Below are 25,722 nucleotides of genomic sequence, written 5' to 3'. Positions count from 1 at the left end.
CCCACGCCTCGGACGGAAGACCTCCGGCGAGCCGCGGAGGGCCGGTCCAGATGCCCGTGACGGCGCTGGCGCAGCGGGCTCCGCAGCGGTCGGACGGGACGACGAGCCGCGGGCCCGTCCGCGGCCGTTCAGCGCAGGTCGACGTGGACGTCGGTCGACTTCACCCGGGCGGTGACCGTGACCCCGACCCCAAGGCCCGGCTCCTCGACGGCCTCGCGGGTCACGAGGGACACCAGCCGGTGCGGGCCCGACTGCACCTCCACCTGGGCGGCCACGTCGTCGACCCGCACCGCGGTCACGATCCCCACGAAGGAGTTCCGCACGGAGGTCGACGCGTCGTCCTCCGGGACGGCGTGCAGCCCGGCCCCGCGCTCCCGGGCGAAGGCGGCCAGGGCCGCGCCCTCGATCACCCGACGGCCGGCCCCGTCGCGCTCCACGGCCGGTCTGCCCCCGTCCGCCCACCGGCGGACGGTCTCCGGACCTCACTCCGAGCAGCCGCGCGGCCTGCCCCATGCTGTACGACGGCATCCCCGCACTCCAGGGGGTGTCCGGCGGATCGGGGCCGCGCCCCCGGCGTCCTCCACCGGCCGGCGGCGGGTGCTCACGGCGCTCCGCCTCCCGTCGTGCGTCCGGTGTAACGTCCCGCGCCCGGGGGGCGTGATCGTCCGGAAACCGGGGCTTCCTACGGTCGTGGGGGTGGGAGACCTCCCACCCGGGAGGACGACGACGAGGGGTGCCGATGGAGCCGGAGGGCGGGACTTCGCGAACGGTCTGCTCGTACTGCGGGGTCGGCTGCGGCATCGTCCTCGACGTCGCGCGCGACCCGGCGACCGGGCTGCGGAGGGTCGTGCGGGCGTCCGGCGACAAGGCGCATCCGGCCAACTCCGGGCGGCTGTGCACGAAGGGGGCCACGAGCGCCGACATGGCGGCGGCCCCGGGCCGGCTCGGGAAGGCGCTGGTCCGGGCGGAGCGCGGCGGCGAGCCGGTCGAGACGGACGTGGACGCCGCCGTCGAAGCGGTCGCGGGGCGGCTGCGCGCGATCCTGGACGAGCACGGGCCCGACGCGTTGTCCTTCTACGTCTCCGGGCAGATGTCCCTGGAGGCGCAGTACCTGGCGAACAAGCTCGCCAAGGGCTTCGTCCGCACCCACCGGATCGAGTCGAACTCCCGGCTGTGCATGGCCTCGGCCTGCTCCGGCTACAAGCTGTCGCTCGGCGCGGACGGGCCGCCCGGCTCGTACCGGGACCTCGACCACGCGGACGTGTTCCTCGTGATCGGCTCCAACATGGCGGACTGCCACCCGGTCCTCTTCCTGCGGATGATGGACCGGGTGAAGTCGGCCGGGGCGAAGCTGATCGTCGTCGACCCCCGGCGCAACGCCACCGCCGACAAGGCGGACCTCTTCCTGCCCATCCGGCCGGGCACCGACCTCGCCCTGCTCAACGGCCTGCTGCACCTCCTCGTCGAGAACGGGCACGTCGACGAGGAGTTCGTCGCGGAGTTCACGGAGGGCTGGGAGGAGATGCCCGCCCTGCTCGCCGACTACCCGCCCGCCGAGGTCGCCGGGATCACCGGCCTCCCCGAGGCCGACATCCGGCGGGCCGCGCGGTGGATCGGCGAGGCCGGGGCGTGGACCAGCTGCTGGACCATGGGGCTCAACCAGTCCACGCACGGCACCTGGAACACCAACGCGCTCGTCAACCTGCACCTCGCGACCGGCGCGATCTGCCGTCCGGGCGCCGGACCCTTCTCGCTCACCGGTCAGCCCAACGCCATGGGCGGCCGGGAGATGGGCTACATGGGGCCGGGGCTGCCCGGCCAGCGGTCGGTGCTCGTCGACGCCGACCGCGCCTTCGTCGAGGAGCTGTGGAACGTCCCCGAGGGAACGCTGCGGGCCGAGGCGGGGCGCGGCACGGTCGACATGTTCGAGCGGATGGCGGCCGGCGACATCAAGGCCTGCTGGATCATCTGCACCAACCCGGTCGCCTCGGTCGCCCACCGCAGGACCGTCATCGACGCGCTGGAGGCCGCCGAACTCGTCGTCACCCAGGACGTGTTCGCCGACACCGAGACCAACGCCTACGCGGACGTGGTGCTGCCGGCCACGCTGTGGGCGGAGTCCGACGGCGTCATGGTCAACTCCGAGCGGAACCTCACCCTCGTCCAGGGGGTCGTCGACCCGCCCGGGCAGGCGCTGCCCGACTGGCTGCTCATCGCCCGGGTCGCCCGCGCGATGGGCTTCGCCGAGGGCTTCGCGCACGCCTCCGCCGAGGAGGTGTTCGAGGAGCTCAAGCGGGCGTGGAACCCGCAGACCGGCTGGGACCTGCGCGGCGTGACGTACGAGAGGCTGCGCGCCACCCCCGTCCAGTGGCCGGCCCCGACCCCCGACGGCCCCGACCGCAACCCGGTCCGGTACCTGAACGACGGCGTCAGCCAGACGCTCCTGGAGCGCGAGGACGGCACCCGCCCCCGGCTGGCCTTCCCGACGCCGAGCGGGCGCGCCCGGTTCTTCGCGCGCGCGCACCTCCCGGCGGCGGAACCACCCGACGACTCCTACCCGTTCGTCCTCAACACCGGGCGCCTCCAGCACCAGTGGCACACCCTGACCAAGACCGGCAAGGTCGCCAGGCTCGCGAAGCTGAACCCCGGCCCCTTCGTCGAGGTCCATCCCGAGGACGCGGCGGCGCTCGGCATCGCCGAGGGCGACGGCGTGGAGATCGCCTCGCGGCGCGGGCGCGCCGTCCTGCCCGCCGTGGTCACCGACCGGGTCCTGCCCGGGAACTGCTTCGCGCCGTTCCACTGGAACGACCTGTCCGGGGAGTACCTCGGCATCAACGCCGTCACCAACGACGCCGTCGATCCGGTCTCCTTCCAGCCCGAGTTCAAGGTGTGCGCGGTGACCCTCGCGAAGACGGCCGCTCCCGTGCCCGTCGTCCGCCCGGAGGAGGAGCGGGCACGGGAGGCGGGGGCGGAACGGGAGACGGAGGCGGGACGGGAGCCGGGCGGAGGGGCCGTGCCCGCGCTCGCCGCCCTGTTCGGCGTCGCGGACCTCGCCCCTCCCCCGTTCACCGAGCCGGAGCGCCACTACCTCGCGGGCTTCCTCGTCGGGCTCGCCGGACCCCCCGGGATCTCCGGGCCCGCCGGGCCCGTCGACGGCCGCGTGCCCGTCCTCCCGGCGTCCGCACCCTTCGCGCCGGAGCACGGCCTCTGGGTCGACGGGGTGCTCGCCGGGGCGTTCTCGCGCACCGCCGCGCCGGCCCCGTCCGGCGGCCCGGCGCGGGAGGGAGGGCCGGACGACGGGCGGCGGGCCGCCCCCGCGCGCCGCCTGCTGGTCCTGTGGGCCTCCCAGACCGGGACGGCCGAGGAGTTCGCCGCCACCGCCGCCGGCCGGCTGGCCGAGGCCGGGCACGCCCCGGCCCTCCTCCCGATGGAGGGCGCGGACCTCGGGGAGATCGGTCCCGACACGGACCTGCTGGTGGTGACCAGTACGTTCGGGGACGGCGACGCCCCGGACAACGGAACGGCCTTCTGGCAGGCGCTGGCCTCCGCCGACGCCCCGCGCCTCGACGGCGTCCGCTTCGCCGTCCTGGCCTTCGGCGACTCCGGCTACGCCGACTTCTGCGGCCACGGCCGGCGCGTCGACGAGCGGCTCGCCGCGCTCGGCGCCACCCGCCTCCACCCCCGTACCGACTGCGAACCCGACCACGAGGAGGGGTCCGGGGCGTGGCTCGCGGCGCTCCTGCCGCTGCTCGCCGCCCCGGCCTCCGGGCCGGCCCCGGCGCCGTCCCCCTCCCCGGTCCATGCGCCCGCCCCCGCCGGGCGGGTCGCCGGGCCCCCGGCGTACACGAAGGCCTCCCCGTTCGCCACGCTCCTCGTCGGCAACCGGCTGCTGAGCCTGCCCGGTTCACAGAAGGAGGTGCGGCGGTTCGCCTTCGACACCCGGGGCGGCGAGCTCGCGTACGAGGCGGGCGACGCGCTCGGCGTGTGGCCGGTGAACGGCGCCGGTCCGGTCGCCGAGTGGCTGGCGCTCACCGGCCTCGACCCCGGCGAGCCGGTCGATGCGGGCGGTGCCGGGCCCCTCCCGCTGGCCGAGGCCCTGCAGACCCGCCTCGACATCACGCGCGTCACCCCGGACCTGCTGAGGTTCGTGGCCGAGCGCTCCGGGAGCCACGACCTCAGGCGGCTGCTGCGCCCCGGCAACAAGGACGAGCTGGCGAAGTGGGGGTGGGGGCTCCAGACGGCCGACGTGATCGGGGGCTTCTCCGTCCGCGCCTCCGCCGCCGAGTGGACCGGGGTCCTCAAGCGCCTCCAGCCGCGCCTGTACTCGATCTCCTCCAGCCCGCTGGCCCACCCGGGCGAGGTCCGGCTCACCGTCTCCGTGGTGCGCTACGCCAACGGCCGCGGCCGGGACCGCACGGGCGTGTGCTCGGCGTACCTCGCCGACCACGCCGACGACGGCCCCGTCCAGGTCTTCGTGCGGCGCTCCCCGCACTTCCGGCCGCCGGCCGACCCGGCCGCACCCCTGATCATGGTCGGTCCCGGGACGGGCGTGGCCCCCTTCGTCGGCTTCCTGGAGGACCGCCTGGCCCGGGGCCACACCGGACGCAACTGGCTGTTCTTCGGCGAACAGCGCGAGGCCACCGACTTCTACTACCGCGAGGAGCTGGAGGCCCACCTCGCCTCCGGCCACCTCCACCGGCTCGACACCGCCTTCTCCCGCGACCGGCGCAACAAGGTCTACGTCCAGGACCGGATGCGCGAGCACGGCTCCGTCCTCTGGTCCTGGCTGCGGGACGGCGCCCACTTCCACGTCTGCGGCGACGCCGCCCGCATGGCCAGGGACGTCGACCACACCCTGCGCGAACTCGTCGCCCGCCACGGCGGGATGGGCGACGAGGAGGCGGCGGCCTACGTGGAGCGGATGGCGGCGGACCGGCGGTACGTCCGGGACGTGTACTGACGGAGGCCGGGGTTCAGCCCGCGGTGATCCGCAGGACGCCGGTCACCGTGCCCTGGAGGTAGGCGCCGTCCTGGGCGACGGTGCCGGCCATCTGGAGCGTGTCGTACAGGGATCCGACGCCGACCTGCTGGGAGCGGGTGACGCGGCCGGTCTCCGGGTCGATCTGGACGTAGCGGTACGGGTCGAGGACGCCCGTCCCCCCGGTCCCGGGAACGAGCGGGTCGCGCAGGACGGTGTGCAGGGTGTTCGTGGCGGTGGACAGCTTCGGGACGGCCGCCGAGCGCAGGGTGTTGTCCCAGACCGTGGCGCAGCCGGTGCCGTCGGGGCGGATGTCGACCCGGGTCAGTCCGCCGGCGAAGTCGGCCGAGGAGGGGACGGACGGGCCCGCGCCGTCGGGGAGGGCCGGGTACGGGTAGCCGTAGGTGCCGGCGACGAAGACGCTGTTGCCCGCGCCGACGGGCGAGTTCTCGCTGCCGGGGCCGCCGGAGGCCTGGAGGACGGGGATCGAGCAGATCTCCGCGCCGCCGTCGGTGCGGTACACCTTGAGGCGGACGGTGGTGTCGGCGTTGTCGACGATCGCGACGTAGTCGGTGCCGGTCTTCGGGCCGAGGAAGGTCGGGGTGGAGCCGCTGCCCCAGCTCAGCAGGCCGGGCTTGCGGGCCCGGCCCCGGTCGTACGCCTGCCGCCAGGCGATCGCCGGGGTGCCGTCGGCGTCCGCGGTGAGCAGGTAAGTGGCGTGGGTGCTGGTGACGGCGGTGCCCTCGGGGGCGGTGGAGATGCTGTTGGCGACGCGTTCCCCGGCGGGCAGGCGCAGGGTGGTGACCCGTCCGGTCCGGTCGTCGGCGAGGCCGACCACGCCGTTGCCGGTGGCGAACCAGACGCGCCCCTGCCAGTCCGGCGAGAGGCCGGTGACCGCGTCGTCGGCGGGGACGGCGGAGGCGAGGGAGAGGCTCCGGTCGAGGGAGAGGTGCCACTTCCCCGAGGCGTCCTTGCGGTGGGCGACCCGCAGGAGGTGGCGGCTGCCGTCCACGACGACGAGCCGGTCCTCGTCGTCCAGGTAGGCGTAGACGCCGCCGAGGAGCGAGCCCTTGGTGAGCCGGAGGGTGGTGAGGGAGGAGCCGTCGGCCGGGTCGAGGAGGTGGACGGTCGGGACCTGGCCGAAGATCGGGGTGCACAGGACGACCGGGTGGCCGTCGGAGCCGACGAGGACGGTGGGGCAGGCGGAGGCGAGGGCCACCCGCTTCGACGCGAGGGGGCCCGCGCCGGGGCCCGCCAGCGGGGTGGTGTCCGAGGAGCCGGTGTCCCCGTGCATGGTGGCGGTCCCGTCGGGACCCGCGTACGGGTTGTGCGGCGGTACGGGGGCGAAGCCGGCCGTGGGCGCGGCTCCGGCGGGGACGGCGGTGGCCGCGAGGGCGAGGGCGGAGAACAGCGCGGCGACCAGGGGCCTGCGGCGGGCACGGGAGCGTACGGACGGGAGGGGCATGACGGGGACGGGATCCTTCCGGAAGGGGGTGCGGGGCGGGGGCGCACGCGGGCGCAGAGGAGGCCCGTACGGGCGGAGTGGTGCGTACGGGCGGGGCGGCGGGCACGGGCGGGCGGACCCCTCGGCCGGTGCTCCCGGGATCGCCGGGAGGGCAGGGACCGGTGGGGCCGGTGGGATGGACGGGGCTGATGGGGCCGAGGGGATCAGGGGGCCTTCGGTGAGGCCGATGAGCCCCGCGGGGCCGGCCGGGCGTCACGCGACCGGGGTCCGGCTCCGGCGGCCGGAGGCGCGCCGGGGGCGACGGGCGGCGACCGGGACGGGCACCCGCCGACCGGGGCTACGGCCGAGCGGGGTTTCCGGGGGCGGCGGCTGCGGTCGGCGTCAGCGGGCGCGCGGCGCCGCGGCCGGGGTCAGCGCACGCTACAGAGGGCGCCGGACGTCCGCGCGAGGTCGACGTGGCGTCGTCGCGTGAGGGTCGTCCGGCTGCTCTTCACGCACATGATCGAACCAGGTGCCCGTCGGCGGGGTCAAGGCGCACCGGCCGCCGTTCCACGGAGTGGGACGGCGGTACGGAGGGCGGCGCGGACGGCTTCAACGGCCGGGCCGGGCAGGAGGGTTCGCCCCGGCGTCACCACCGGCCGCCGGAGCCCCCTTCGTGTCCCCGCCGGTGCCGGTGCCGCCGCTCCCGGCCGTCGAAGAGGTTCACCGCCAGGGCCGCCATGACGAGGCCCGCCGCCAGGAGCAGCCCGTGCGGGACGACCCCTCCGACGACGACGGCCGCGAGGGCCAGGGCCATGGCCGGCCAGGCCCGGCCGCGCCGGTACTCACGGGGGCGCCGGGGGCGGCCCTCGTCCAGGCCGCGGGCGAAGCGGGGGTCGTCGCGCCACACGACGGCCTCCAGGTCGGCGAGCCTCTCCTCGTCGGAGTCGCCCATGGTGTCCTCACTCCTCTCGGTGGCCCGGCGGGGCGTCGGTCAGGCCAGGACGAAGTAGCGCAGCCAGACGTACAGGCCCGCGATGGCGGTGGTGACGGCGGTGACGACCAGGCCGTACTTGCTGAACTGCCAGAAGGAGAGGGGGTGGCCCGCGCGTTCGGCGATGCCGACGGTGACGACGTTGGCGGAGGAGGCGATGATCGTGGCGTTGCCGGCGAGGTCCGCGCCCAGGGCGAAGGACCACCAGAGCATGCCGGCCCGCTCGGTCCCGCCGGAGGACCCGACGATCTCGGAGACGATCGGGCCGACCGAGGCGACGAACGGGATGTTGTCGATGACGGCGGAGGGCACCACCGAGCCGAAGAGCAGGGCCATCGAGGTGCCGAACAGCTTCCCCTCGGCGGCCCGGGCCGCCGCCTCCCCGATGTCGGTGATGACCCCGGTCCGCACCATGGCGCCGACCATGACGAAGAGTCCGGCGAAGAACGCCAGCGTCTGCCACTCCACGTCCGCCACCACCTCGTCCGGCTTCAGCCGGGAGACGGCGAGCAGGATCAGTCCTCCGCCGATGGCCACGACGGAGGGTTCCAGGTGCAGGACGGTGTGCAGGACGAAGCAGACCATCACCAGGCCGATGACGACGCCGCTGACGACGAGGAGCCGCTTGTCGGTGATCGCCTCCCGTTCGTTCATCGCCATGACCCGTTCGGCCCGTTCGGGGTCGTACGGGAAGGAGCCCCGGAACATCCAGCGGGCCATCACCGCGAACACCAGGATCAGGAAGGTGGTGATGGGAGCCATGTGGAGCAGGAAGTCGTTGAAGGAGAGGCCGGCCCGCGAGCCGATCATGATGTTGGGCGGGTCGCCGATCAGGGTGGCGGCGCCCCCGATGTTGCAGGCCATGACCTCGGCGATCAGGTACGGCACGACCGGGAGGCCGAGCTTGCCGCAGACCGCGATCGTGACCGGGGCGATCAGGAGGACGGTGGTGACGTTGTCCAGCCACGCCGACAGGACGGCGGTGGTGAGGATGAGGAGCACCATGAGGCGGTACGGGCGTCCCCGCGAGCGTTTCGCCGCCCGGATGGCGACGAACTCGAACACGCCGGTGCGTTTGAGCACGGAGACGATCAGCATCATGCCGAGGAGCAGGAGGAGGACGTTCCAGTCGATGCCCGTGTGCTCGGAGAAGAAGGCGTCCTCCGGGGTGGTCGCCCCGATGAGCAGCATCGCGACCGCGCCGCCGAGGGCCGCGGCGACCCGGTGGACCCGTTCCGTGGCGATCAGCACGTAGACGGCGGCGAACACCGCGACGGTCGCCCACGTGGTCACGCTCACGGCGGACCCGCCCGGTGGGGACGGCGGCCGGGTTCGGGCGGGTTCTCCGGAGCGGTGCGGGGGCTCCGTGGTCTCCGGGGGGGACGTGTCATGGGCGCGGACTCCGTTCGTGCCACGGCCCGGAAGACCGGTGCCACCGGCCGGGCCCGCACTCCGTGCGTCCCGCCCCGTGCACCGGCGCGGCGACCGGGTCGCCGGGCGATCCTCCACCCCACCGTCCCCCGGGGCACCATCCGTCCGCATCGGGGCCGGCACCCATTTTCGCCCGCCGCACGCGGTTCCGGCCGCCGTCGCCAGAAGTGTCCGTCATGCCCGTTTCAAGGGGCGCGTTCGCGGCAAGTCGCCCGGCATGATGCAGATCGGCTACACGATGATGACCGAGCAGGCCGGGCCCCGTGAGCTGGTGGGGCACGTGGTCGAGGCGGAGCGCGTCGGGTTCGACTTCTCCGTGATCTCCGACCACTCCTTCCCGTGGCTGGACTCCCAGGGCCACGCCCCGTACGCGTGGAGCGTCCTGGGGGCGGCGGCGCAGGCCACCTCCCGCATCCCGCTGATGACGTACGTGACCTGTCCGACCTTCCGCTACCACCCGGCGGTCGTGGCGCAGAAGGCGGCGACCGTGCAGCTGCTGTCGGAGGGCCGGTTCCGGCTGGGCCTCGGCTCGGGCGAGATCCTGAACGAGCACGTCGTCGGCGAGGGCTGGCCCTCGGCCGGCGTCCGCCTGGAGATGCTGGACGAGGCCGCCGGGATCATCCGCGACCTGTTCTCCGGCGCGTACGTGACCCACCGCGGGACCCACTTCCAGGTCGAGAACGCCAAGCTGTGGGACGTCCCCGACACTCCCCCGCCCATCGGGATCGCCGTGTCGGGCCCGCACTCCTGCAAGGTCGCCGGGCAGCGGGCGGACCTGGTGATCGCCACCGAGCCGAAGGGGGAGCTGCTCGACGCCTTCGACGAGCACGGCGGCGCGGGCAAGCCGCGGGTCGGCCAGATGCCGGTCTGCTACGACCCCGACCGGGACGCGGCGGTGGCGCGCGCCCACGACCAGTTCCGCTGGTCGCTGAACGGCTGGGGCGTCAACTCCGAGCTTCCGCTGCCCTCCGGGTTCGCCCAGGCCACCGAGACCGTGCGGCCCGAGGACGTGGCAGAGAACATCCCGTGCGGCGACGACATCGACGCGTTCGTGGAGGCCGCCCGCCCGTACGCCGAGGCCGGGTTCACCGAGCTGGCCCTCGTCCAGATCGGCGGCGGGCACCAGGAGCCGTTCTTCCGCTGGGCGGAGAAGGAGCTGCTCCCGGCCCTGCGCGACCGGCTCTGAGGGCGGATCACTCCTTCGGCGGCGGGCGGCGGGCGCGGACGAATGCTTCCCCCCGCCGGGGGTACCCGCCGGTCCGAACCACAGTGCCCCGTCTCCGACAGGAAGGGCGATCATGCTTCTCTCCCCTCTCTCCGCCGCCGCACCGGCCTCCCCGCTGGCCGCCGGGGGCTCCTCCTCGCTCCTGCTGATCGCGGTCGGGGTGGTGGTGGCCGCCCTGCTGCTCGGCGCGTTCTGGTGGGGCTCCCGGCGGGTGGCCCGGCGGAAGCAGACCGCCGGGGTGGCACAGCCCCCGGCGGCGGAGGCGAGGCGGGAGTCCTGGCAGCCGCCGGAGCAGTCCGAGCGGAACCAGGAGCGCTGAGGCGCGGGCCATGGGAATCCCGATACGAAGCTCCGAGGAGACGTCCGCGCCGGTGGACCGCGTGCCGCCGGCGCCGGGCGCCCCGTCCCGGGCGGGAGGCCGGTCACTGTGACTCAGATGACCCCTCCCGTCGGCGAGGACTTCGCCGCACCGCCCGGGGACGGGCGGGCGGGCGTGCCGCGCGTCTACCGGCTCCCCGGGGTGTACGCGCCCCAGGGGGACACCGCGCTGCTGCTCGCGAACCTGGCGCGCGAGGAGTTCCGGCACGGCGCGCGGTCGCTCGACCTGTGCACCGGGACCGGTGTCGTCGCGGTCGCCGCCGCCCTGCGGGGCACGCGGGCCACCGCCGTGGACATCTCGCGCGCGGCCGTCACCACGGCCCGCCTCAACGCGCTGCGGCACCGCTGCCGGGTGCGGCTGTTCCGGGGCGACCTGGAGGCCCCGGTGGCGCACGAGCGCTTCGACCTGATCACCGTGAACCCGCCGTACGTGCCCTGCGAGGACCCCGCGCTGCCCGCGCGCGGCCCCCGGCGGGCCTGGGACGCGGGCACGGACGGGCGCCTCCTCCTCGACCGGGTCTGCGCCCGGGTGCCCCGTCTGCTCACCTCCGCCGGGACGCTGCTCGTCGTGCAGTCGTCGCTCTCCGGCGTCACCGCCACCCTGGACGGTCTGCGCCGGGCCGGGCTGCGCGCCCGGGTGGCCGACCGCCGCGCCCAGCCCTACGGCCCGGTGATGGCCTCCCGCGAGGAGTGGTTCGCCGCCCGGGGGCTCGTCCCGCCCGGGACGCGCGCGGAGGAACTGGTCGTGATCCGCGCGTCCCGCGCGTGACCCCGGCCCCTCCCCCGCCGCGCCGCCCGCGCATGGGCGCGGTCCGGCGGGGCAGCCGCGCAGCAGAGGAAACGAGACAGCCGATGGGTGGTGTGTGATGTCCCCTTCCCCGGACGTACGGCCCGGGGCCGTGCCCCCGGTGCGGACGGAAGGTCCCGCGCGGAGCGCGCCGACCCTGGTCCGGCCCCTGGACGACGGGCCGATGCTCGTCGAGGGGCCGGTGGACGTCGTCATGCCCGACGGATCGGTGCGGCACTGCGAGCGGCCCGTGGTCGCCCTGTGCACGTGCCGGCGGAGCGGGCGGGCCCCGTTCTGCGACACCAGCCACCGCCACCGGCAGCGGCGCCCCCGCCCGGCGGCCGACTCCCCGGAGGACCCGACCTCATGACCGCCGCCCCGCAGATCCTCCCTACGGCCTCCGTCGCGCCCGGGGTCCCCGAGGCCCGCGGCGAGGTGTCGCGGGCGGTCCGGCGACGGCTGCTCGGCGACCCCGGGGCGCTGCCCGACGGCCCGGAGATCGCGCGCTGCGACCCGTACGGGGAGGACCTCCAGCTCGCCCTGCACCTCTGCTACGCCCTGCACTACCGGGGGTACGACGGGGTCCCCGAGACCCTGGAATGGGACCCGCACCTGCTGAGGACCCGCGCCCTCCTGGAGCACCGCTTCGAGAGCGCGCTGCGCCACGACTGCCGGCGCCGCGGGGACGTGGACGAGGAGCTGGGCGCCCTGCTCGTGGAGCCCGCCGAGCCCACCGGCGTCTCCGCGTTCCTCGCGTCGCGGGGAGAGCGGTGGCAGGTGCGGGAGTACGCGGCGCTCCGCTCCGTGTCGCAGCTCCGGGAGGCCGACCCGTACCTCTGGGTGGTCCCCCGGCTGCGCGGCCGGGCCAAGGCGGCGATGGTGGCGATCGAGTACGACGAGTTCGGCTGCGGGCGCGCCGAGCGCATGCACGAGCGGCTCTACGCCGACCTCATGGTGGACCTGGGGCTCGATCCCGCGTACGGGCGGTACGTGGACGCGGTGGGGGCCGAGACGCTGGCGGCGGTGAACCTGTCGACCTTCCTCGCCCTGCACCGGCGGCTGCGCGGCGCGCTGGTGGGGCACTTCGCCGTCGTCGAGGTGACCTCGCCGCCGGCCGCCGCCCGGCTCGTCGAGGCGATGCGGCGGACGGGCGCGGGCCCGGCGGCGGAGCGGTACTACGACGAGCACGTGGAGGCCGACGCCGTCCACGAGCAGCTCGTGCGCCGGGAGGTCGTGGGCGGCCTCCTGGAGGACGAGCCGGACCTCGCGCCCGACGTGGCCCTCGGCATCGCGGCGACCGGCTTCCTGGAGGACCGGCTCGGCGCCCGCGTCCTCGGCTCCTGGGAGGAGGGCCGGAGCGCGCTGCGGGCCCCGCTCGGCTCCGAGGACCGCGAGGACCGCGAGGAGCACGAGGGCTCCGAGGACCGCGACCGGATCGTGTCCGGGAGGTAGCGCCGTCCGCCCGGCGGGGCCCGACCGGGCCCCGCCCTCCCTCAGCCGTGCTTCCCCGCCGCCGTCACGGGGTCCGCCGCGCTCTCCGCCGCACCGGGCTCCGGCTCCGGCTCCCAGCGGAGCAGGTCGCCCGGCTGGCAGTCGAGGACCTCGCAGAGGGCGCCCAGGGTGGTGAAGCGCACCGCCTTGGCGCGGCCGTTCTTCAGCACGGCGAGGTTGGCCGGGGTGATGCCCACGCGTTCCGCGAGTTCGCCCGCGGACATCTTGCGCCGGGCCAGCATCACGTCGACGTCCACGACGATCGGCATCAGATCACCTCGGCGAGTTCGGCCCGCATCCGCCTCGCCTCGGCCTCGCGCTCGACGGCCTGGGCGAGGAGCGTCCGCAGCACGAGCACGATCAGGGCCACGCCCAGGACCGCCAGGCTCGCTCCGCAGACCAGGAGCACCACGCCCGGGGCGGCGGCCTCGCCGGGCGCCAGGAGGACGGCGAACGCGAACACCAGGCCGGCGCCCGCGGCGAAGGCGCCGGTGATCACGTCCACGTACCGGAAGGCGCCGTGCGAGAACACCGTGCCGCGCCGCACCATCGTCACCAGCCGCCACACGCAGACGAGCACGGTCTGCGCGGTCAGCGCGCCCAGGACGACGAGCACGAGCAGCGGTGTGCGGAGGTGGGCGTACTCCGGCCTGAGCCCGTCCAGGTCGGCGGCCAGGAGCGGCACCATCACCGCTTCCACGAAGACCGAACCCGCGAGCAGTACCGCGAGCACGGCCCGCAGGGCGAGCACCGTCAGCTTTCCCATGACATCCCCTTCGATCGAAAACCGATAACAAGCTATCGATATTCGATAGGTACGGCAAGACGGGGCCCGTGCGGGCGAAGGGGGCGGGAGTCAGGGGTCGCGGCGGAGGAGCAGGAGCGCGACGTCGTCGGTGCGGTGCGCGGGGTTCTTCACGTGCCGGATCAGGCCGTCCGCGAGCGCGTCCAGGTCCCCGGGCCGGGACCGCGCCAGGCGGCCGGACAGCTCCGCCGTGGCCGTGCCGATGTCGACACCGGGCGCCTCGACGAGCCCGTCGGTGTAGAGCACGAGGACGGAACCGGCCTCCCAGGGCACCTCCGCCGTGGCGTACTCGACGTCCGGGGCGATCCCGAGGAGGAGGCCCGGCGGGGCCTCCAGGAGGCGGGTCCGGCCGTCGGGCGCGCGCAGGAGCGGCGGCGGGTGACCCGCCGTGGCGAGCCTCAGGCGGTGGCGGACCAGGTCGAGTTCGACGATCAGGCAGCTGGTGAAGCGGTCCGGGTCCAGGTCGTTCAGGAGCCGGTTGGTGCGGGCGAGGATGTCGCCGGGCGACGCGCCGGCCGTCGCGTGCGCGTGGACGGCGGTGCGCACCTGCCCCATGAGCGCGGCGGCGTTCGGATCGTGCCCCTGGACGTCGCCGATGACGGCGATGACGGTGTCGGGCGCGGCGCGGATGAGGTCGTAGAAGTCGCCGCCGACGTCCATGCCGTGGCCCGCCGGCAGGTAGCGGGCGGCGACCCCGACGCCCGGGAGCGGGAGCAGGCCGTGCGGGAGCAGGCTGGTCTGGAGGCTGTGCGCGAGGGAGTGCTTGGCGTCGTAGAGCCGGGCCCGGGCGAGCGCCTGGGCGATGAGGCCCGCCAGGGAGGTGAGCATGGCCCGCTCGGCCGCCGGGAAGGGGCGCGGCCGGGCGTAGGAGAGGATCAGGGAGCCCACCGGGCGGCCCGAGGCGATCAGCGGCAGGAACGCCCAGGCGGAGCGGTCCTCGTAGCGCGGGGCGTGGGGGTGGGCGCGGTACAGGTCCTCGGGGCTGGTGAAGAAGACGGGGACGCCGGTGGCGAGGACCTGGGCGTCGGCGACCTCGGCCGTCAGGGGCGTGCCGTCGTACCGGTCCACGAACTCCTGGCGGTAGCCGCGGTGGCCGATGATGCGCAGCCGCCCCTCGTCCGCGCTCATCAGGACGAGGCCCTGCGGTCCGAAGGCGGGCACGATCTGGTCGGCGACGAGCTCGACGACGTCGTGGACCCCGGCCGCCTCCGCCAGGGTCGCCGCCATGTGCATGAGGTGGTACACGGCCCCGGCACCCACGGGCTCGGCCTGCCGGGGGGCCGGGGCCGGTCCCCCGGGGGCGACGGACGCCCCGAAGGCTCCGGGCGAGGCCGGGGTTCCGTACGCGGCGGAGACGCCGTGCGGGGCGGGGGTTCCGGACGGGGCCGAAGTCCCGTGCGGGGCGGGGGTTCCGGGCGGGGCCGGGGTTCCGGGCGGGGCTGTCGCGTCCGCTCCTGGCCCGCTTCCGGCAGCTTCCCCTCCCCCTCCCCCTTCTCCGCCTTCCTCCCCGCCCGTCGCACCGGGTCCCGCCACCCGGGTGACGTGGACGCTGATGCCGGTGCCGTCCGGGTACAGCTCGAACAGCAGCCGCGTCGCAGGCCTCCGTACGACGGTGAAGGACATCGGCCGGCGGCTGACCACCGCCGCGCGGTAGCGGTCCTCGAAGACGGGGTCGTTCAGCCAGAGCAGCGCCTCCCACGGGCGCTTGCCGAGCAGCGCCGCCGCGCCCGCCTGGAGCAGCTCCGCGGCGGCGGTGTTGAGGAAGGTGAGGCGTCCGTCGAGGTCCATGGCGCAGCAGCCGACGGGCAGCCGTTCGGCGAAGCGGAGGGCGGACCGGGACAGGACGGGGTCGGCCTCCGGGGGCCGGTCCGGGTGCACGACGCGCGGTTCGGAGGGGTAGGTCGCCGGTTCCCGCTCGGCCGCCCGGCGCAGCAGGCGGGCCGCCCGGCGGCCGCAGTCGTCGAGCGCCGCGCGCTCGTGCCCGTCGAGGTGGGGCGGATGCCAGACCGGCCACAGCAGGACGATCCCGCCCCGCACGGCATCGTCGTCGGCGACCGGGGCGGCGGCGAGGAGGAAGTCGTACGGCAGCACGATGCCCAGGCGCGGGTAGCGGCGGGCGATCTCCTGCTGTCCCCCCAGCCACACGAGTTCGCGGTCGCGCATGGCGTCGACCACCGGGATCGGGGCGTCGGCCGGGATGCGGACCCAGGGGGCCGCGATCTCCTGGGAGACGCCCGACACCAGCGCCAGGCGCAGCATGTCCTCGCCCGGCACCCGGAGGTACATCAGGCCGACCGAGGCCCCGGTGTCGCGCATCACGTCGGCGAGGACGGCCTCCAACCGTCCCGCGCCGAAGACGTCATCGGCGTCCGCGTCCGCCGGCTCTCCCATATCCGGACCCTACGCCGGGCCCGTCCGGAACGCTCGACAGGACCGGCCCATCGGTGGACCGCGCCGGGCGAGCCCCAGGGAAGCCCAACTTAGGTTAGGCTCAGCTAAGTCCCGATCGAAGGGTGAGGGGGTGCGGGCACATCCGCTTTTCGTGTTCCTTCCGGAGGGTCGCGAACGATTCCACGGACGACGGCACGAAACGGCGGCCCCGGCGGGGACACGGCCGAGGGCGCGCACGGCGAACGGTCCCGCGACGGACCCCGTCCACGAGGCCGGAGGCGCGCGGGGCCGGGTCCCGTCGCGCGGCCCCCGCCCGGCGGGACGCCGCGAGGCGTTCGCCGGGACGCACCGCCGAGGGCCCGTGCCGGCAACCCCGCGCCCCCACCCTGGAACGGCGTTCCGCGGCCCCCTCCCGGGGCGGCGGCCCCCACACGTACGGAGAGAGACGGAAGAACATGACCGTAAGGGTCGCGGTGGCCGGTGCGAGCGGCTACGCGGGCGGGGAACTCCTCCGCCTGCTGCTGTCGCATCCCGGCGTGGAGATCGGCGCGGTGACCGCGCACAGCAGCGCGGGCCGCACCCTCGGCTCCGTGCAGCCGCAGCTGGCGGAGCTCGCGGACCGGGTCCTCGGCGAGACCTCGGCGACCGCCCTGCGCGGTCACGACGTGGTCTTCCTGGCCCTGCCGCACGGCCAGTCCGCCGCGTACGCCAGGGAGTTGGGCCCCGGCACGCTGATCGTGGACTGCGGGGCGGACTTCCGCCTGCGCGACCCGGCGGCCTGGGAACGCTTCTACGGCTCCGAACACGCCGGGACCTGGCCGTACGGCCTCCCGGAACTCCCCGGCGCCCGGGAGGAGTTGAAGGGCGCCACCCGAATCGCCGTGCCGGGCTGCTACCCCACGGCGGTCACGCTCGCGCTGTTCCCCGCGCACGCGGCCCGGCTCGTGGAGCCGGAGGTCGTGGTCGTCGCGGCCAGCGGGACCTCGGGCGCCGGACGGGCCCTCACACCGCACCTCCTCGGCGCCGAGGTGATGGGCTCCATGAGCCCGTACGGGGTCGGCGGCGGCCACCGGCACACCCCCGAACTCGTCCAGAACCTCTCCCTGGCGGCCGGCGAGCACGTCACCGTCTCCTTCACCCCGACGCTCGCCCCGATGCCCCGGGGCATCCTCGCCACCTGCTCGGCACGGCTCCGCCCCGAGGCGCTGGCCGCGGGCCCCGGGGCGGTGCGCGAGGCCTACGCGTCCGCCTACGCCGACGAGCCGTTCGTCCGGCTGCTGCCGCCCGGGCAGTGGCCCTCGACCGCCGCCGTCCTCGGGTCCAACACGGTCCAGGTGCAGATCGCCGTGGACCCGGACGCCGGCCGGCTCGTCTGCGTGAGCGCCGTCGACAACCTGACGAAGGGCACCGCGGGTGGCGCGGTGCAGAGCATGAACGTCGCCCTCGGCCTGCCGGAACGGCTGGGCCTGCCCACGAATGGAGTCACTCCGTGAGTGTGACCGCTGCACAGGGATTCCTCGCCTGCGGCATCGCCGCCGGCATCAAGGAGTCCGGTGACCGCGATCTGGCCCTGGTGGTGAACCGGGGACCGTCGCGCGCCGCCGCCGGCGTCTTCACCTCCAACCGCGTCCAGGCCGCGCCGGTGCGCTGGTCCCGGCGCGTCCTGGCCGACGGCCGGACATCCGCCGTCGTCCTCAACTCCGGCGGCGCCAACGCCTGTACGGGACAGGCCGGAGCCGTCGACACGCGTCTGACGGCCGAGCGGACGGCGGACGCGGTGGGCGTGGACCCGCACGAGGTCGCGGTCTGCTCCACCGGCCTGATCGGCGTGCGACTGCCGATGGACCGCCTCCTCGCGGGCGTCGACGCGGCCGGGAAACTGCTCTCGCCGGACGGCGGCGAGGACGCGGCCGTCGCGATCAGGACGACGGACTCGGTCCACAAGACCGCCTCGGTGACCCGGGACGGCTGGACGGTCGGCGGCATGGCGAAGGGCGCGGGCATGCTCGCCCCCGGGCTCGCGACCATGCTGGTCGTCCTCACCACCGACGCCGACGTGGACGCGGAGGCCCTCGACGAGGCGCTCCGCGCGGCGGTGCGCACCACCTTCGACCGGGTGGACTCGGACGGCTGCATGTCCACCAACGACACGGTCCTGCTGCTCGCCTCGGGCGCGTCCGGGACCGTCCCCGACCCGGCGGCGTTCGCCGGGGCCGTGCACGCGGTGTGCCTGGACCTGGCCGGGCAGCTCGTGGCGGACGCCGAGGGCGCCTCCAAGGAGATCGAGGTGAACGTCGTCGGCGCGGCCTCCGAGGAGGACGCCGTCGAGGTGGGCCGCTCCATCGCGCGCAACAACCTCCTCAAGTGCGCCCTGCACGGCGAGGACCCCAACTGGGGCCGGGTGCTCTCCGCCATCGGCACCACGGCGGCCGTCTTCGACCCGGACCGGCTCGACGTGGCGATCAACGGCGTCTGGGTGTGCCGGGACGGCGCGGCGGGCGAGTCCCGGGACGAGGTCGACCTCTCGGACCGGCGGATCACCATCACCGCCGACCTGCGCTCCGGCGACGCGTCGGCGGTCCTCTGGACGAACGACCTGACGGCCGGGTACGTCCACGAGAACAGCGCGTACAGCTCATGAGCGGCCCCGGGACGACACGGACGGGGACGCTCCCCCACGCGCGATCCGGCGGGGCCCCGGCCGGAAGGGCCGCCTCCGCCACCCCGGCCGCCGACGCGGTCACCGCCGCCGGCCTGCCCTGGGCCGAGGAGCTCCGGGGCCGGACGGTCGTCGTCAAGTTCGGCGGCAACGCCATGGTGGACCCGGCGCTGCACCGGACCTTCGCGCAGGACGTCGTGGAGCTGTGGCACGCGGGCCTGCGGCCGGTCGTGGTGCACGGCGGCGGACCGCAGATCAGCGCCATGCTCGACCGCCTCGACCTGGAGGTCCGCTTCGAGGCGGGCCTGCGGGTGACCACGCCCGAGACCATGGACGTGGTCCGCATGGTGCTGACCGGGCAGGTGCAGCGGGAGCTGGTCGGCGCCCTCAACGCCCACGGTCCGTTCGCCGTGGGCCTGTCGGGCGAGGACGCGCACACCATGACCGCCGTGCGGCGCCCCGCGTGGGTGGACGGCCGGTCCGTGGACATCGGTCTGGTCGGCGAGGTCGTGGCCGTGGAGACCGCCGCCGTGCGCGCCCTCCTGGAGGCGGGCCGCATCCCGGTCGTCTCGCCCGTCGCGCGGGGCGGGGACGGGGAGGTCTACAACGTCAACGCCGACCTCGCCGCCTCCGCGCTCGCCGTGGCCCTCGGCGCGGACCGCCTGGTGGTCCTGACCGACGTCGAGGGGCTGTACGCGGACTGGCCGCGCAGCACCGAGGTGGTGAGCCGGCTGACGGCCGGTGAGCTGGACGCGCTGCTCCCGGGCCTGGCGAGCGGCATGCTCCCGAAGATGGAGGGCTGCCTGCGGGCGGTCCGGGCGGGAGTCCGCGCGGCCCGGGTCGTCGACGGCCGGGTGCCGCACGCGCTCCTCGGCGGCGTCTTCGCCGAGGCCGGGCCGGGCACCACCGTGGTCCCGGACCCCGAACCGGAGGCCTCCCCCGCCCCCGTGTCCGTTTCCCCGTCCGAGGAGGACGACGCGTGACCGCCGCCGACAGCACGAGGACCCTCACGGAGCGCTGGCGCGCGGTCATGATGGACACGTACGGCACTCCCCCGCTGGCCCTGGTCCGGGGCGAGGGCAGCACCGTGGAGGACGAGTCGGGCCGCACGTACACCGACTTCACCGGCGGGATCGCGGTCAACACCCTGGGCCACGCCCACCCGGCCGTCGTCGCGGCCGTCCGGGAGCAGGCCGAACGGCTCGGCCACGTGTCGAACCTGTTCGCCGCCGGGCCGCCCGTCGCCCTGGCCGAGGAGCTGCTCCGGCTCTCCGGCCGGCGGGGCAGGGTCTTCTTCGCGAACTCGGGCGCGGAGGCGCTCGAAGCGGCCTTCAAGATCGCCCGCCGGACGGGACGTCCGCGCGTGGTCGCCGCCGAGGGCGGGTTCCACGGGCGCACCATGGGGGCCCTGGCGCTCACCGGCCGGCCGGCGAAGCGCGAACCCTTCCTGCCGCTGCCCGGAGAGGTCACGCACGTCCCGTTCGGGGACGTCGGGGCGCTGCGCGCGGCCGTCACGGAGGAGACCGCGGCGGTCGTCCTCGAACCGGTCCAGGGCGAGGGCGGGGTCGTGCCCGCGCCCGGGGGATACCTGCGGGCCGCGCGGGAGATCACCCGGGCGACCGGAACGCTGCTCGTCCTGGACGAGGTGCAGACCGGCATCGGCCGGACCGGCCACTGGTTCGCCCACCAGGCGGACCGGGACGTGGACCCCGACGTGGTCGCCCTCGCCAAGGGCCTGGGCGGCGGGCTGCCGATCGGCGCCGTGGTGGCCTTCGGATCGGCGGCCGGGCTCCTCGGGCCCGGTCAGCACGGCTCCACGTTCGGCGGCAACCCGATCGCGTGCGCGGCCGGGCTCGCCGTCCTGCGGACCGTCGAGGCCGAGGGGCTGCTCGCCCGGACCGTGCGGTCGGGCGAGCGGCTGCGCCGGGGGATCGAGGAGCTGAAGCACCCCGGCGTCGCCGGGGTGCGGGGCGCCGGCCTGCTCCTGGGGGTCGTGCTCACCGAACCGCGGGCCGCCCTGGTCCGGCGGGCGGCCCAGGACGCCGGTTTCCTGGTCAACGCGGCGGGCCCGGCCACCGTGCGGCTCGCTCCCGCCCTGACGGTGACGGAGGAGCAGATCGACGCCCTGGTGGAGGCGCTGCCGGGGATCCTCGACGCCTGAGCACGGCAGGAGGGCGGGCCCGGAGCCGTAACGGCTGCTCCGGGCCCGCCCTCCTGCCGTGGCGTACCGGCGTCAGGGGGCGTCGTCGCCCCCGGGGGTCGCGCTCACAGCTTCTTCCCCTCCGTCGCCTCGCGGCCGTCCACGAAGGTCGCCACGACCTCGATGTCCCCGATCCGGGAGGTGTCGACGGCGTGCGGGTCGTCGCCGAGGACGACGAGGTCGGCCCGCTTGCCCGGGCTCAGGGTGCCCGCGCTGTCGTCCCACCGGCAGGCGTGGGCGCCGGCGACCGTGTACGCGCGCAGGGCCTCGTCGACGGTGACCGCTTCGTCCGGGCCGATCGGGAGGCCGGAGAGGGAGGTGCGCTCGACCATGAACTGGACGGCCCGCAGCGGCGATCCGTCGGCGACGGGCCGGTCGGAGCTGCCGACCAGCGTGACGCCGTGGTCGAGGAAGCCGCGGCCCCGGTACATCCAGGGCGCCCGGTGCGGGCCCATGACCGTGGCGTAGTCGTCGCCGAAGTACCGCAGGAAGTTGGGCTGGACGACGGCGCTGAGGCCGAGCCGGGCGAAGCGCGGGAGCTGGTCGGGGCGGATCAGGCCGGCGTGTTCGACGCGGTGGCGGGCGTCGGGGCGGGGCCGCAGCTCCTGGGCCCGTTCCAGGGCGTCCAGGGCGAGGTCGGCGGCGCGGTCCCCGATGGCGTGGACGGCGAGCTGCCAGCCGGCGAGGTGCCCGTCCACGATGAGGGAGGCGAGGCGCTCGGGGTCGTCCTGGAGCCGGCCGGTGCCGTCCGTGCCCTCGTACGGCTCGGTGAGCGCGGCCGTGCGGGCCATCATGCCGCCGTCGGTGTAGATCTTGAGGGCGCCGACGGACAGCCAGTCGTCACCGAAGCCGGTGCGCAGGCCGAGGTCGAGGCCGCGGGGGATGCCGTCCCGTTCGTGGGCGCCGAGCGGCTTGAGGGTGTCGGCGCCCGGCATGAGCTGGACGCGCAGGGGCAGCCGCCCCCGGTCGCGCAGGAGTTGGTAGGCGCCGAGCTCGGCGGGGCTGTGGCCGAGCAGGCCGCCGCCGATGCCGGCCTCGGCGCAGGCGGTGACGCCCTCGGCGAGGCAGACGCGCCCGGCGTGCTCGATGGCGTCGGCGAGTTCCTCCTGCGCGTACGGGAGGCGGAGCCGGCGCACGGCGCCCATCGCGCTCTCCACGAGGAGGCCGTCGTCGTGGGGGACGTCGGCGGGGAGCAGGTCGAGGACGGCGCTGTTGACGACGCAGGCGTGGCCGGAGGTGTGCATGAGGAAGATCCGGTGGCCCGCGGCGACCCGGTCGAGGTCGGCGGCGGTCAGGTGTCGGCCGAGGGCGCGCTGGTCGTAGCTCCCGACGTGGATCCACGCGCCGGGCGTGTTCGTGCGGGCGACCGCGTCCGCGACGACGGCGAGGGCGTCCTCGGTCCGCTCGACGCCGGCGAGGCTCGGCGAGCTCGCCTTGAGGCCCGTCCACGCCAGGTGGACGTGGCTGTCGATGAAGCCGGGCAGCACGGTGGCGCCCTGGAGGTCGACGACCTGGCGCGCGGGCAGGCCGCTCACGGCCTCGTCCAGGCCGGCGATCCGGCCGTGCCAGACGCCGATGTCGTGGGCGACCGGGTGGTCGGGGTCCATGGTGAGGACGCGCGCGTTGGTGAACCTGGTGCACAGCATCATGGGCGGGTCCGTCCCTAGGGGGTCGAGGGGGCCTCGTCAGGGGTGTGCGAGGGCCGGAAGGCGCCGGGGGCTCGGAGGCCGTCGAGGGCGCCGAGGACTCGGGGGGCCGTTCGAGGGCCGAGGAGCCGCGGGGGGCCTCAGGGGGTCTTCGCGAGCGTCGTGCCGCCGGTGCCCTCCGCCGTGTCGTACCGCCTGGGCGCCGCCGGCACCATGAGCGGGGTGCCGGTCTCGGGGTCGTCGATGATCCGGCAGGGCAGTCCGAAGACGTCCTCGACCAGTTCGGCGGTCATGACGGAGGCCGGATCGCCCTGGGCGGCGATGACGCCGCCGGGGCGCATGACGATGAGGTGGGTGGCGTAGCGGCAGGCCTGGTTGAGGTCGTGCAGGACGGCCACGACGGTGTGACCCTTGCGGGCGTGGAGTCCGGCGCACAGGTCGAGGACCTCGACCTGGTGGGCGATGTCGAGGAAGGTGGTCGGCTCGTCGAGGAGCAGGACGGAGGTCTGCTGCGCCAGGACCATGGAGAGCCAGACGCGCTGGCGCTGGCCGCCGCTGAGGTCGTCGACGGGCCGGTCGGCGAGGTCGAGGACGCCGGTCTGGCGCATGGCCTCGGCGACGGCCGTCTCGTCCTCCGCGGACCACTGCTTCAGGAGCCGCTGGTGCGGGTAGCGGCCGCGGGCGACGAGGTCGCCGACGGTGATGCCGCCGGGCGCGCTGGAGGACTGCGGGAGCAGGCCGAGGCGGCGGGCGACCTCGCGGGAGCGGTACGAGGAGATGGCCGCGCCGTCGAGGTAGACCTGCCCGGCCCTGGGCGTGAGCATCCGGGCGAGCGCCGAGAGGAGGGTGGACTTGCCGCAGGCGTTGGGCCCGATGATCACCGTGAAGGAGTGGTCGGGAATGTCGACGCTGAGGGAGGTGGCGACCGTCCGGCGGTCGTAGGAGAGGGTGAGGTCCTCGGCGCGCAGCCGGGGCCCGGAGGGGTTCTTGGCGGTCATGCGCGGCTCTTTCGCGACTCGGTGATCAGCAGCCAGATGAGGTAGGTCCCGCCGAGGGCGCCGGTCGCCGTGCCGACGGGGAGGAGCGCGGGCGCGAAGGCCCGCTGGACGACGAGGTCGCTCAGGGCGAGCAGGACGGCGCCCATGAGGGCGGAGGACAGCAGGGCGGGGGCGGGCGAGCCGGTGAGCCGGCGCACCACCTGGGGGGCGGCCAGGGCGATGAACCAGATGGGGCCGGTGACGGCGGTGGCGAACGCGGCGAGGGCGACGCCGATGATCAGGAGCGCCGTGCGGGTGCGGCGGACGTTCACGCCGAGCGCGGTGGCGGTGAGGTCGCCCATCTCCACCATGGCGAGGCGGCGGGAGAGCAGGAGGGCCGGGGGGAGCAGGACGGCGAGGGCGAGGCCGACGGCGTCGGCGTGGATCCACGTCCGGTTGCCGAGGCTGCCGATGAGCCACGCCTGGGCCTCCAGGGCCTCCTGGAAGGTGGCCCGGGTGATCAGGTACGAGTTGACGGCGAGGAGCAGGGCGCTGACGCCGACGCCGATGACGACGAGGCGGAAGCCCTGGAGGCCGCGGCCGATCATCAGGAGGTGGACGGCGAGGGCGGTGGCGAGGCCGCCGGCCAGGGCGCCGAGGGCGATCTGGGTCATGCTGCCGTGCAGGAGGACGATGACGACGAGGGCGCCCACGGCGGAGCCGTTGGTGAAGCCGATGATGTCGGGGCTGCCGAGGGGGTTGCGGGTGAGGCTCTGCAGGATCGCCCCGCTCACGGCGAGGGAGGCGCCGACGAACACCGCGGTCAGGACGCGGGGCATGCGCAGGGTGTTGACGACGAAGTCGGCGGCCCCGGTGTCGTTGCCGGTGAGGGCGCGGAGGACCTCTCCGACGGTGAGCGGGAAGTCCCCGGTGGTGAGGGTGGTGCCGACGACGAGCACCAGGGCGGCGAGCAGCAGGACGGTGACGGCGACGGTGCGGCCCCGCACGCGCAGGGAGACGGCGCCGCGGCCGACGCGCAGGACCCGGCCGCCGACGACGCGGGGCGCCGGGGCCCCGGCCTCTCGTGCCCCGGCCTCTCGTGCGAGGACGCTCACAGCATGACCAGCTTCCGTCGGCGGCAGAGCGCGATGAACAGGGGGGCGCCGATGAAGGCGGTGACGATGCCGACCTGCACCTCGCCGGGGGCGCCGAGGACGCGGCCGAGGACGTCCGACCCGACGAGCAGGACGGGTGCGAGGAGCATCGAGTACGTGAGGACCCAGCGCTGGTCGGGGCCGACGACGAAGCGGGCGATGTGCGGGACGGCCAGGCCCACGAAGCCGATCGGTCCGGCGGCGGCGGTGGCGGCCCCGCACAGCAGCATCACGGCGAGGGCGGCGAGGAGCCGGGTGCGGCCGACGTTCACGCCGAGGGCGCGGCCCACCTGGTCGCCCATGGCGAGGGCGTTGAGGGAGGGGGCGAGGAGGAGCGCGACGACCAGGCCGATCGCGACGAACGGCAGGATCAGGAGGACGATGTCGTGGTAGCGGCCCGCGAGGGAGCCCACGGTCCAGAAGCGGAACTGGTCGAAGGCCTCCGGGTCGAACAGCAGCACGCCCCAGTTGAAGGCGTACAGGACGGCGGTGACGGCCGCTCCGGCGACGACGAGCCGGTCGGGGGTGGCGAGTTTGCGGCCGGAGGAGCCGAGGAGGTAGACGCCGACCGAGGCGGCGGCGGCTCCGGCGAGGGCGAACCAGACGTAGCCGAGGGGCGAGGCCACGCCGAGGAAGGCGATGGCGACGACGACGCCGGCGGAGGCGCCCAGGTTCACGCCGAGCAGTCCGGGGTCGGCGAGCGGATTGCGCGTCAGGGCCTGCATGAGGGCGCCCGAGAGGCCGAGCGCCACTCCGACGAGGAGGCCGAGGAGGGTGCGGGGGACGCGGTAGTCGTGGACGATGACGGAGGCCTCGGACCCGTCGGGGTGCCACAGCAGTTCCCAGGTGGAGGCGAGGGGGATGCCCCGGGTCCCCACCCAGACGCTCAGCAGGGAGACGAGGAGCAGCGCTCCGAGCGTCACGAGGAGCCCCGCGCCGCGCAGGGCGACGGTGGCCGGGCGCACGGGGGGCGCGGCGGGCCCGTCGGGGCCGCCGGTCCTTCCCCCGGACGCCGTCTGGATTTCGACGGACAACGGCCACTCCCCTGACGGCGGTTCGCGCTCCCGTCCGGCCGTGGCGCCCAAGCCGGGTGCGCCGCACGCGACTTGACGTGCCGAACAGGTCAACTTAGGCGAGCCTAACCGGATACCCCCGGCGGGTC

21 protein-coding genes and 1 pseudogene are annotated in these 25,722 nt (G+C 75.3%); 10 read left to right on the top strand and 12 right to left on the bottom strand.

All coding sequences use genetic code 11. The features are described from left to right. Positions 1 to 128: 128 nt before the first annotated feature. Positions 129 to 528, bottom strand: a pseudogene (locus tag ACIQKA_RS04480) (molybdopterin-binding protein). Between the two features lie 211 nt (positions 529 to 739). On the opposite strand from ACIQKA_RS04480, the gene ACIQKA_RS04475 reads away from it, so the two are divergent. Further along, complete coding sequence (locus tag ACIQKA_RS04475; RefSeq protein ID WP_402540249.1) at positions 740 to 4,960, top strand: molybdopterin-dependent oxidoreductase; 4,221 nt, start codon at positions 740 to 742, stop codon at positions 4,958 to 4,960. A gap of 13 nt (positions 4,961 to 4,973) precedes the next feature. Here ACIQKA_RS04475 and ACIQKA_RS04470 read toward each other — a convergent pair whose 3' ends face one another. The 4 genes from ACIQKA_RS04470 to ACIQKA_RS04455 all read right to left on the bottom strand — a co-directional run bounded on the left by ACIQKA_RS04470 (position 4,974) and on the right by ACIQKA_RS04455 (position 8,715). Next, entirely contained in the window at positions 4,974 to 6,443 is a 1,470-nt protein-coding gene (locus ACIQKA_RS04470; protein ID WP_402539948.1) for a hypothetical protein, read from the bottom strand. 410 nt (positions 6,444 to 6,853) lie between these two features. Then, complete coding sequence (locus tag ACIQKA_RS04465; protein WP_383150783.1) at positions 6,854 to 6,943, bottom strand: putative leader peptide; 90 nt, start codon at positions 6,941 to 6,943, stop codon at positions 6,854 to 6,856. 128 nt (positions 6,944 to 7,071) lie between these two features. Further along, positions 7,072 to 7,377, bottom strand: a complete 306-nt coding sequence (locus tag ACIQKA_RS04460) for a DUF3040 domain-containing protein (RefSeq protein WP_383429089.1) — start codon at positions 7,375 to 7,377, stop codon at positions 7,072 to 7,074. Positions 7,378 to 7,416: 39 nt separating this feature from the next. Beyond that, the gene (locus ACIQKA_RS04455; protein ID WP_402539947.1) at positions 7,417 to 8,715 is read right to left on the bottom strand and encodes an SLC13 family permease; all 1,299 of its coding nucleotides are present in this window, start codon (positions 8,713 to 8,715) and stop codon (positions 7,417 to 7,419) included. Between the two features lie 349 nt (positions 8,716 to 9,064). On the opposite strand from ACIQKA_RS04455, the gene ACIQKA_RS04450 reads away from it, so the two are divergent. The 5 genes from ACIQKA_RS04450 (at position 9,065) to ACIQKA_RS04430 (ending at position 12,689) form a co-directional block, all read left to right on the top strand. Then, positions 9,065 to 10,033 (top strand): LLM class F420-dependent oxidoreductase, encoded by a 969-nt coding sequence (locus ACIQKA_RS04450; protein WP_402539946.1) that lies wholly within the window; start codon positions 9,065 to 9,067, stop codon positions 10,031 to 10,033. A 112-nt stretch (positions 10,034 to 10,145) separates the two neighbouring features. After that, positions 10,146 to 10,391: a DUF6479 family protein gene (locus ACIQKA_RS04445; RefSeq protein ID WP_383150778.1), complete on the top strand. Its 246-nt coding sequence runs from the start codon at positions 10,146 to 10,148 to the stop codon at positions 10,389 to 10,391. Positions 10,392 to 10,508: 117 nt separating this feature from the next. After that, the gene (locus ACIQKA_RS04440; RefSeq protein WP_402539945.1) at positions 10,509 to 11,219 is read left to right on the top strand and encodes a HemK2/MTQ2 family protein methyltransferase; all 711 of its coding nucleotides are present in this window, start codon (positions 10,509 to 10,511) and stop codon (positions 11,217 to 11,219) included. 97 nt (positions 11,220 to 11,316) lie between these two features. Then, complete coding sequence (locus ACIQKA_RS04435; protein ID WP_383150777.1) at positions 11,317 to 11,607, top strand: CDGSH iron-sulfur domain-containing protein; 291 nt, start codon at positions 11,317 to 11,319, stop codon at positions 11,605 to 11,607. Further along, complete coding sequence (locus tag ACIQKA_RS04430; protein WP_402539944.1) at positions 11,604 to 12,689, top strand: iron-containing redox enzyme family protein; 1,086 nt, start codon at positions 11,604 to 11,606, stop codon at positions 12,687 to 12,689. Before ACIQKA_RS04435 ends, ACIQKA_RS04430 begins: the two co-directional genes overlap by 4 nt. Before the next feature lie 41 nt (positions 12,690 to 12,730). Here ACIQKA_RS04430 and ACIQKA_RS04425 read toward each other — a convergent pair whose 3' ends face one another. The 3 genes from ACIQKA_RS04425 to ACIQKA_RS04415 form a co-directional block, all read right to left on the bottom strand. Next, complete coding sequence (locus ACIQKA_RS04425; protein WP_402539942.1) at positions 12,731 to 12,997, bottom strand: helix-turn-helix domain-containing protein; 267 nt, start codon at positions 12,995 to 12,997, stop codon at positions 12,731 to 12,733. Beyond that, positions 12,997 to 13,494: a DUF2975 domain-containing protein gene (locus ACIQKA_RS04420; protein ID WP_402539941.1), complete on the bottom strand. Its 498-nt coding sequence runs from the start codon at positions 13,492 to 13,494 to the stop codon at positions 12,997 to 12,999. Before ACIQKA_RS04420 ends, ACIQKA_RS04425 begins: the two co-directional genes overlap by 1 nt. A gap of 90 nt (positions 13,495 to 13,584) precedes the next feature. Further along, on the bottom strand, positions 13,585 to 15,924 hold the full coding sequence (locus ACIQKA_RS04415) for a PP2C family protein-serine/threonine phosphatase (RefSeq protein WP_402539940.1): 2,340 nt from the start codon (positions 15,922 to 15,924) through the stop codon (positions 13,585 to 13,587). Between the two features lie 455 nt (positions 15,925 to 16,379). Here ACIQKA_RS04415 and argC point away from each other — a divergent pair, with 455 nt between their 5' ends. The 4 genes from argC to ACIQKA_RS04395 are packed head-to-tail and all read left to right on the top strand — an operon-like array spanning position 16,380 to position 20,744. Then, positions 16,380 to 17,417, top strand: coding sequence for an N-acetyl-gamma-glutamyl-phosphate reductase (gene argC, locus ACIQKA_RS04410; protein WP_391093677.1), 1,038 nt, complete (start codon positions 16,380 to 16,382; stop codon positions 17,415 to 17,417). Then, complete coding sequence (argJ, locus tag ACIQKA_RS04405; protein ID WP_391093679.1) at positions 17,414 to 18,565, top strand: bifunctional glutamate N-acetyltransferase/amino-acid acetyltransferase ArgJ; 1,152 nt, start codon at positions 17,414 to 17,416, stop codon at positions 18,563 to 18,565. Before argC ends, argJ begins: the two co-directional genes overlap by 4 nt. Further along, on the top strand, positions 18,562 to 19,566 hold the full coding sequence (gene argB / locus ACIQKA_RS04400) for an acetylglutamate kinase (RefSeq protein ID WP_402539937.1): 1,005 nt from the start codon (positions 18,562 to 18,564) through the stop codon (positions 19,564 to 19,566). The genes argJ and argB overlap by 4 nt, the downstream gene beginning before the upstream one ends. Before the next feature lie 47 nt (positions 19,567 to 19,613). Next, positions 19,614 to 20,744 (top strand): acetylornithine transaminase, encoded by a 1,131-nt coding sequence (locus tag ACIQKA_RS04395; protein ID WP_402540247.1) that lies wholly within the window; start codon positions 19,614 to 19,616, stop codon positions 20,742 to 20,744. 104 nt (positions 20,745 to 20,848) lie between these two features. Here the strand turns inward: ACIQKA_RS04395 and ACIQKA_RS04390 are convergent, their stop codons facing one another. The 4 genes from ACIQKA_RS04390 to ACIQKA_RS04375 all read right to left on the bottom strand — a co-directional run bounded on the left by ACIQKA_RS04390 (position 20,849) and on the right by ACIQKA_RS04375 (position 25,594). Continuing rightward, positions 20,849 to 22,429 carry an amidohydrolase gene (locus ACIQKA_RS04390; RefSeq protein WP_383150916.1) on the bottom strand — a complete coding sequence of 527 codons (1,581 nt, stop codon included), beginning with the start codon at positions 22,427 to 22,429 and terminating at the stop codon, positions 20,849 to 20,851. Positions 22,430 to 22,569: 140 nt separating this feature from the next. Then, entirely contained in the window at positions 22,570 to 23,427 is an 858-nt protein-coding gene (locus ACIQKA_RS04385) for an ABC transporter ATP-binding protein (protein WP_386374280.1), read from the bottom strand. Then, entirely contained in the window at positions 23,424 to 24,521 is a 1,098-nt protein-coding gene (locus tag ACIQKA_RS04380; RefSeq protein WP_402539936.1) for a FecCD family ABC transporter permease, read from the bottom strand. Before ACIQKA_RS04380 ends, ACIQKA_RS04385 begins: the two co-directional genes overlap by 4 nt. Beyond that, positions 24,518 to 25,594 (bottom strand): FecCD family ABC transporter permease, encoded by a 1,077-nt coding sequence (locus ACIQKA_RS04375; protein WP_402539934.1) that lies wholly within the window; start codon positions 25,592 to 25,594, stop codon positions 24,518 to 24,520. Before ACIQKA_RS04375 ends, ACIQKA_RS04380 begins: the two co-directional genes overlap by 4 nt. Positions 25,595 to 25,722: the final 128 nt, after the last annotated feature.

Origin of the sequence: Streptomyces sp. NPDC092045, assembly GCF_044756005.1 — a bacterium.
Taxonomy (GTDB): domain Bacteria; phylum Actinomycetota; class Actinomycetes; order Streptomycetales; family Streptomycetaceae; genus Streptomyces.
Note: the sequence above shows the minus strand (reverse complement) of the source record. Positions and strands in the feature narration are given on the sequence as shown.

Bases quoted from the DNA above. Each gene is read 5' to 3' on its own strand.
- ACIQKA_RS04420 (WP_402539941.1), bottom strand. From the start codon at position 13,494: ATGGGAAAGCTGACGGTGCTCGCCCTGCGGGCCGTGCTCGCGGTACTG.
- ACIQKA_RS04475 (WP_402540249.1), top strand. From the start codon at position 740: ATGGAGCCGGAGGGCGGGACTTCGCGAACGGTCTGCTCGTACTGCGGG.
- ACIQKA_RS04435 (WP_383150777.1), top strand. From the start codon at position 11,317: ATGTCCCCTTCCCCGGACGTACGGCCCGGGGCCGTGCCCCCGGTGCGG.
- ACIQKA_RS04460 (WP_383429089.1), bottom strand. From the start codon at position 7,377: ATGGGCGACTCCGACGAGGAGAGGCTCGCCGACCTGGAGGCCGTCGTG.
- ACIQKA_RS04440 (WP_402539945.1), top strand. From the start codon at position 10,509: ATGACCCCTCCCGTCGGCGAGGACTTCGCCGCACCGCCCGGGGACGGG.
- ACIQKA_RS04450 (WP_402539946.1), top strand. From the start codon at position 9,065: ATGATGCAGATCGGCTACACGATGATGACCGAGCAGGCCGGGCCCCGT.
- ACIQKA_RS04470 (WP_402539948.1), bottom strand. From the start codon at position 6,443: ATGCCCCTCCCGTCCGTACGCTCCCGTGCCCGCCGCAGGCCCCTGGTC.
- ACIQKA_RS04390 (WP_383150916.1), bottom strand. From the start codon at position 22,429: ATGCTGTGCACCAGGTTCACCAACGCGCGCGTCCTCACCATGGACCCC.
- ACIQKA_RS04445 (WP_383150778.1), top strand. From the start codon at position 10,146: ATGCTTCTCTCCCCTCTCTCCGCCGCCGCACCGGCCTCCCCGCTGGCC.
- ACIQKA_RS04465 (WP_383150783.1), bottom strand. From the start codon at position 6,943: ATGTGCGTGAAGAGCAGCCGGACGACCCTCACGCGACGACGCCACGTC.
- ACIQKA_RS04395 (WP_402540247.1), top strand. From the start codon at position 19,614: ATGATGGACACGTACGGCACTCCCCCGCTGGCCCTGGTCCGGGGCGAG.
- ACIQKA_RS04425 (WP_402539942.1), bottom strand. From the start codon at position 12,997: ATGCCGATCGTCGTGGACGTCGACGTGATGCTGGCCCGGCGCAAGATG.
- argB (WP_402539937.1), top strand. From the start codon at position 18,562: ATGAGCGGCCCCGGGACGACACGGACGGGGACGCTCCCCCACGCGCGA.
- argC (WP_391093677.1), top strand. From the start codon at position 16,380: ATGACCGTAAGGGTCGCGGTGGCCGGTGCGAGCGGCTACGCGGGCGGG.
- ACIQKA_RS04385 (WP_386374280.1), bottom strand. From the start codon at position 23,427: ATGACCGCCAAGAACCCCTCCGGGCCCCGGCTGCGCGCCGAGGACCTC.
- ACIQKA_RS04430 (WP_402539944.1), top strand. From the start codon at position 11,604: ATGACCGCCGCCCCGCAGATCCTCCCTACGGCCTCCGTCGCGCCCGGG.
- ACIQKA_RS04415 (WP_402539940.1), bottom strand. From the start codon at position 15,924: ATGGGAGAGCCGGCGGACGCGGACGCCGATGACGTCTTCGGCGCGGGA.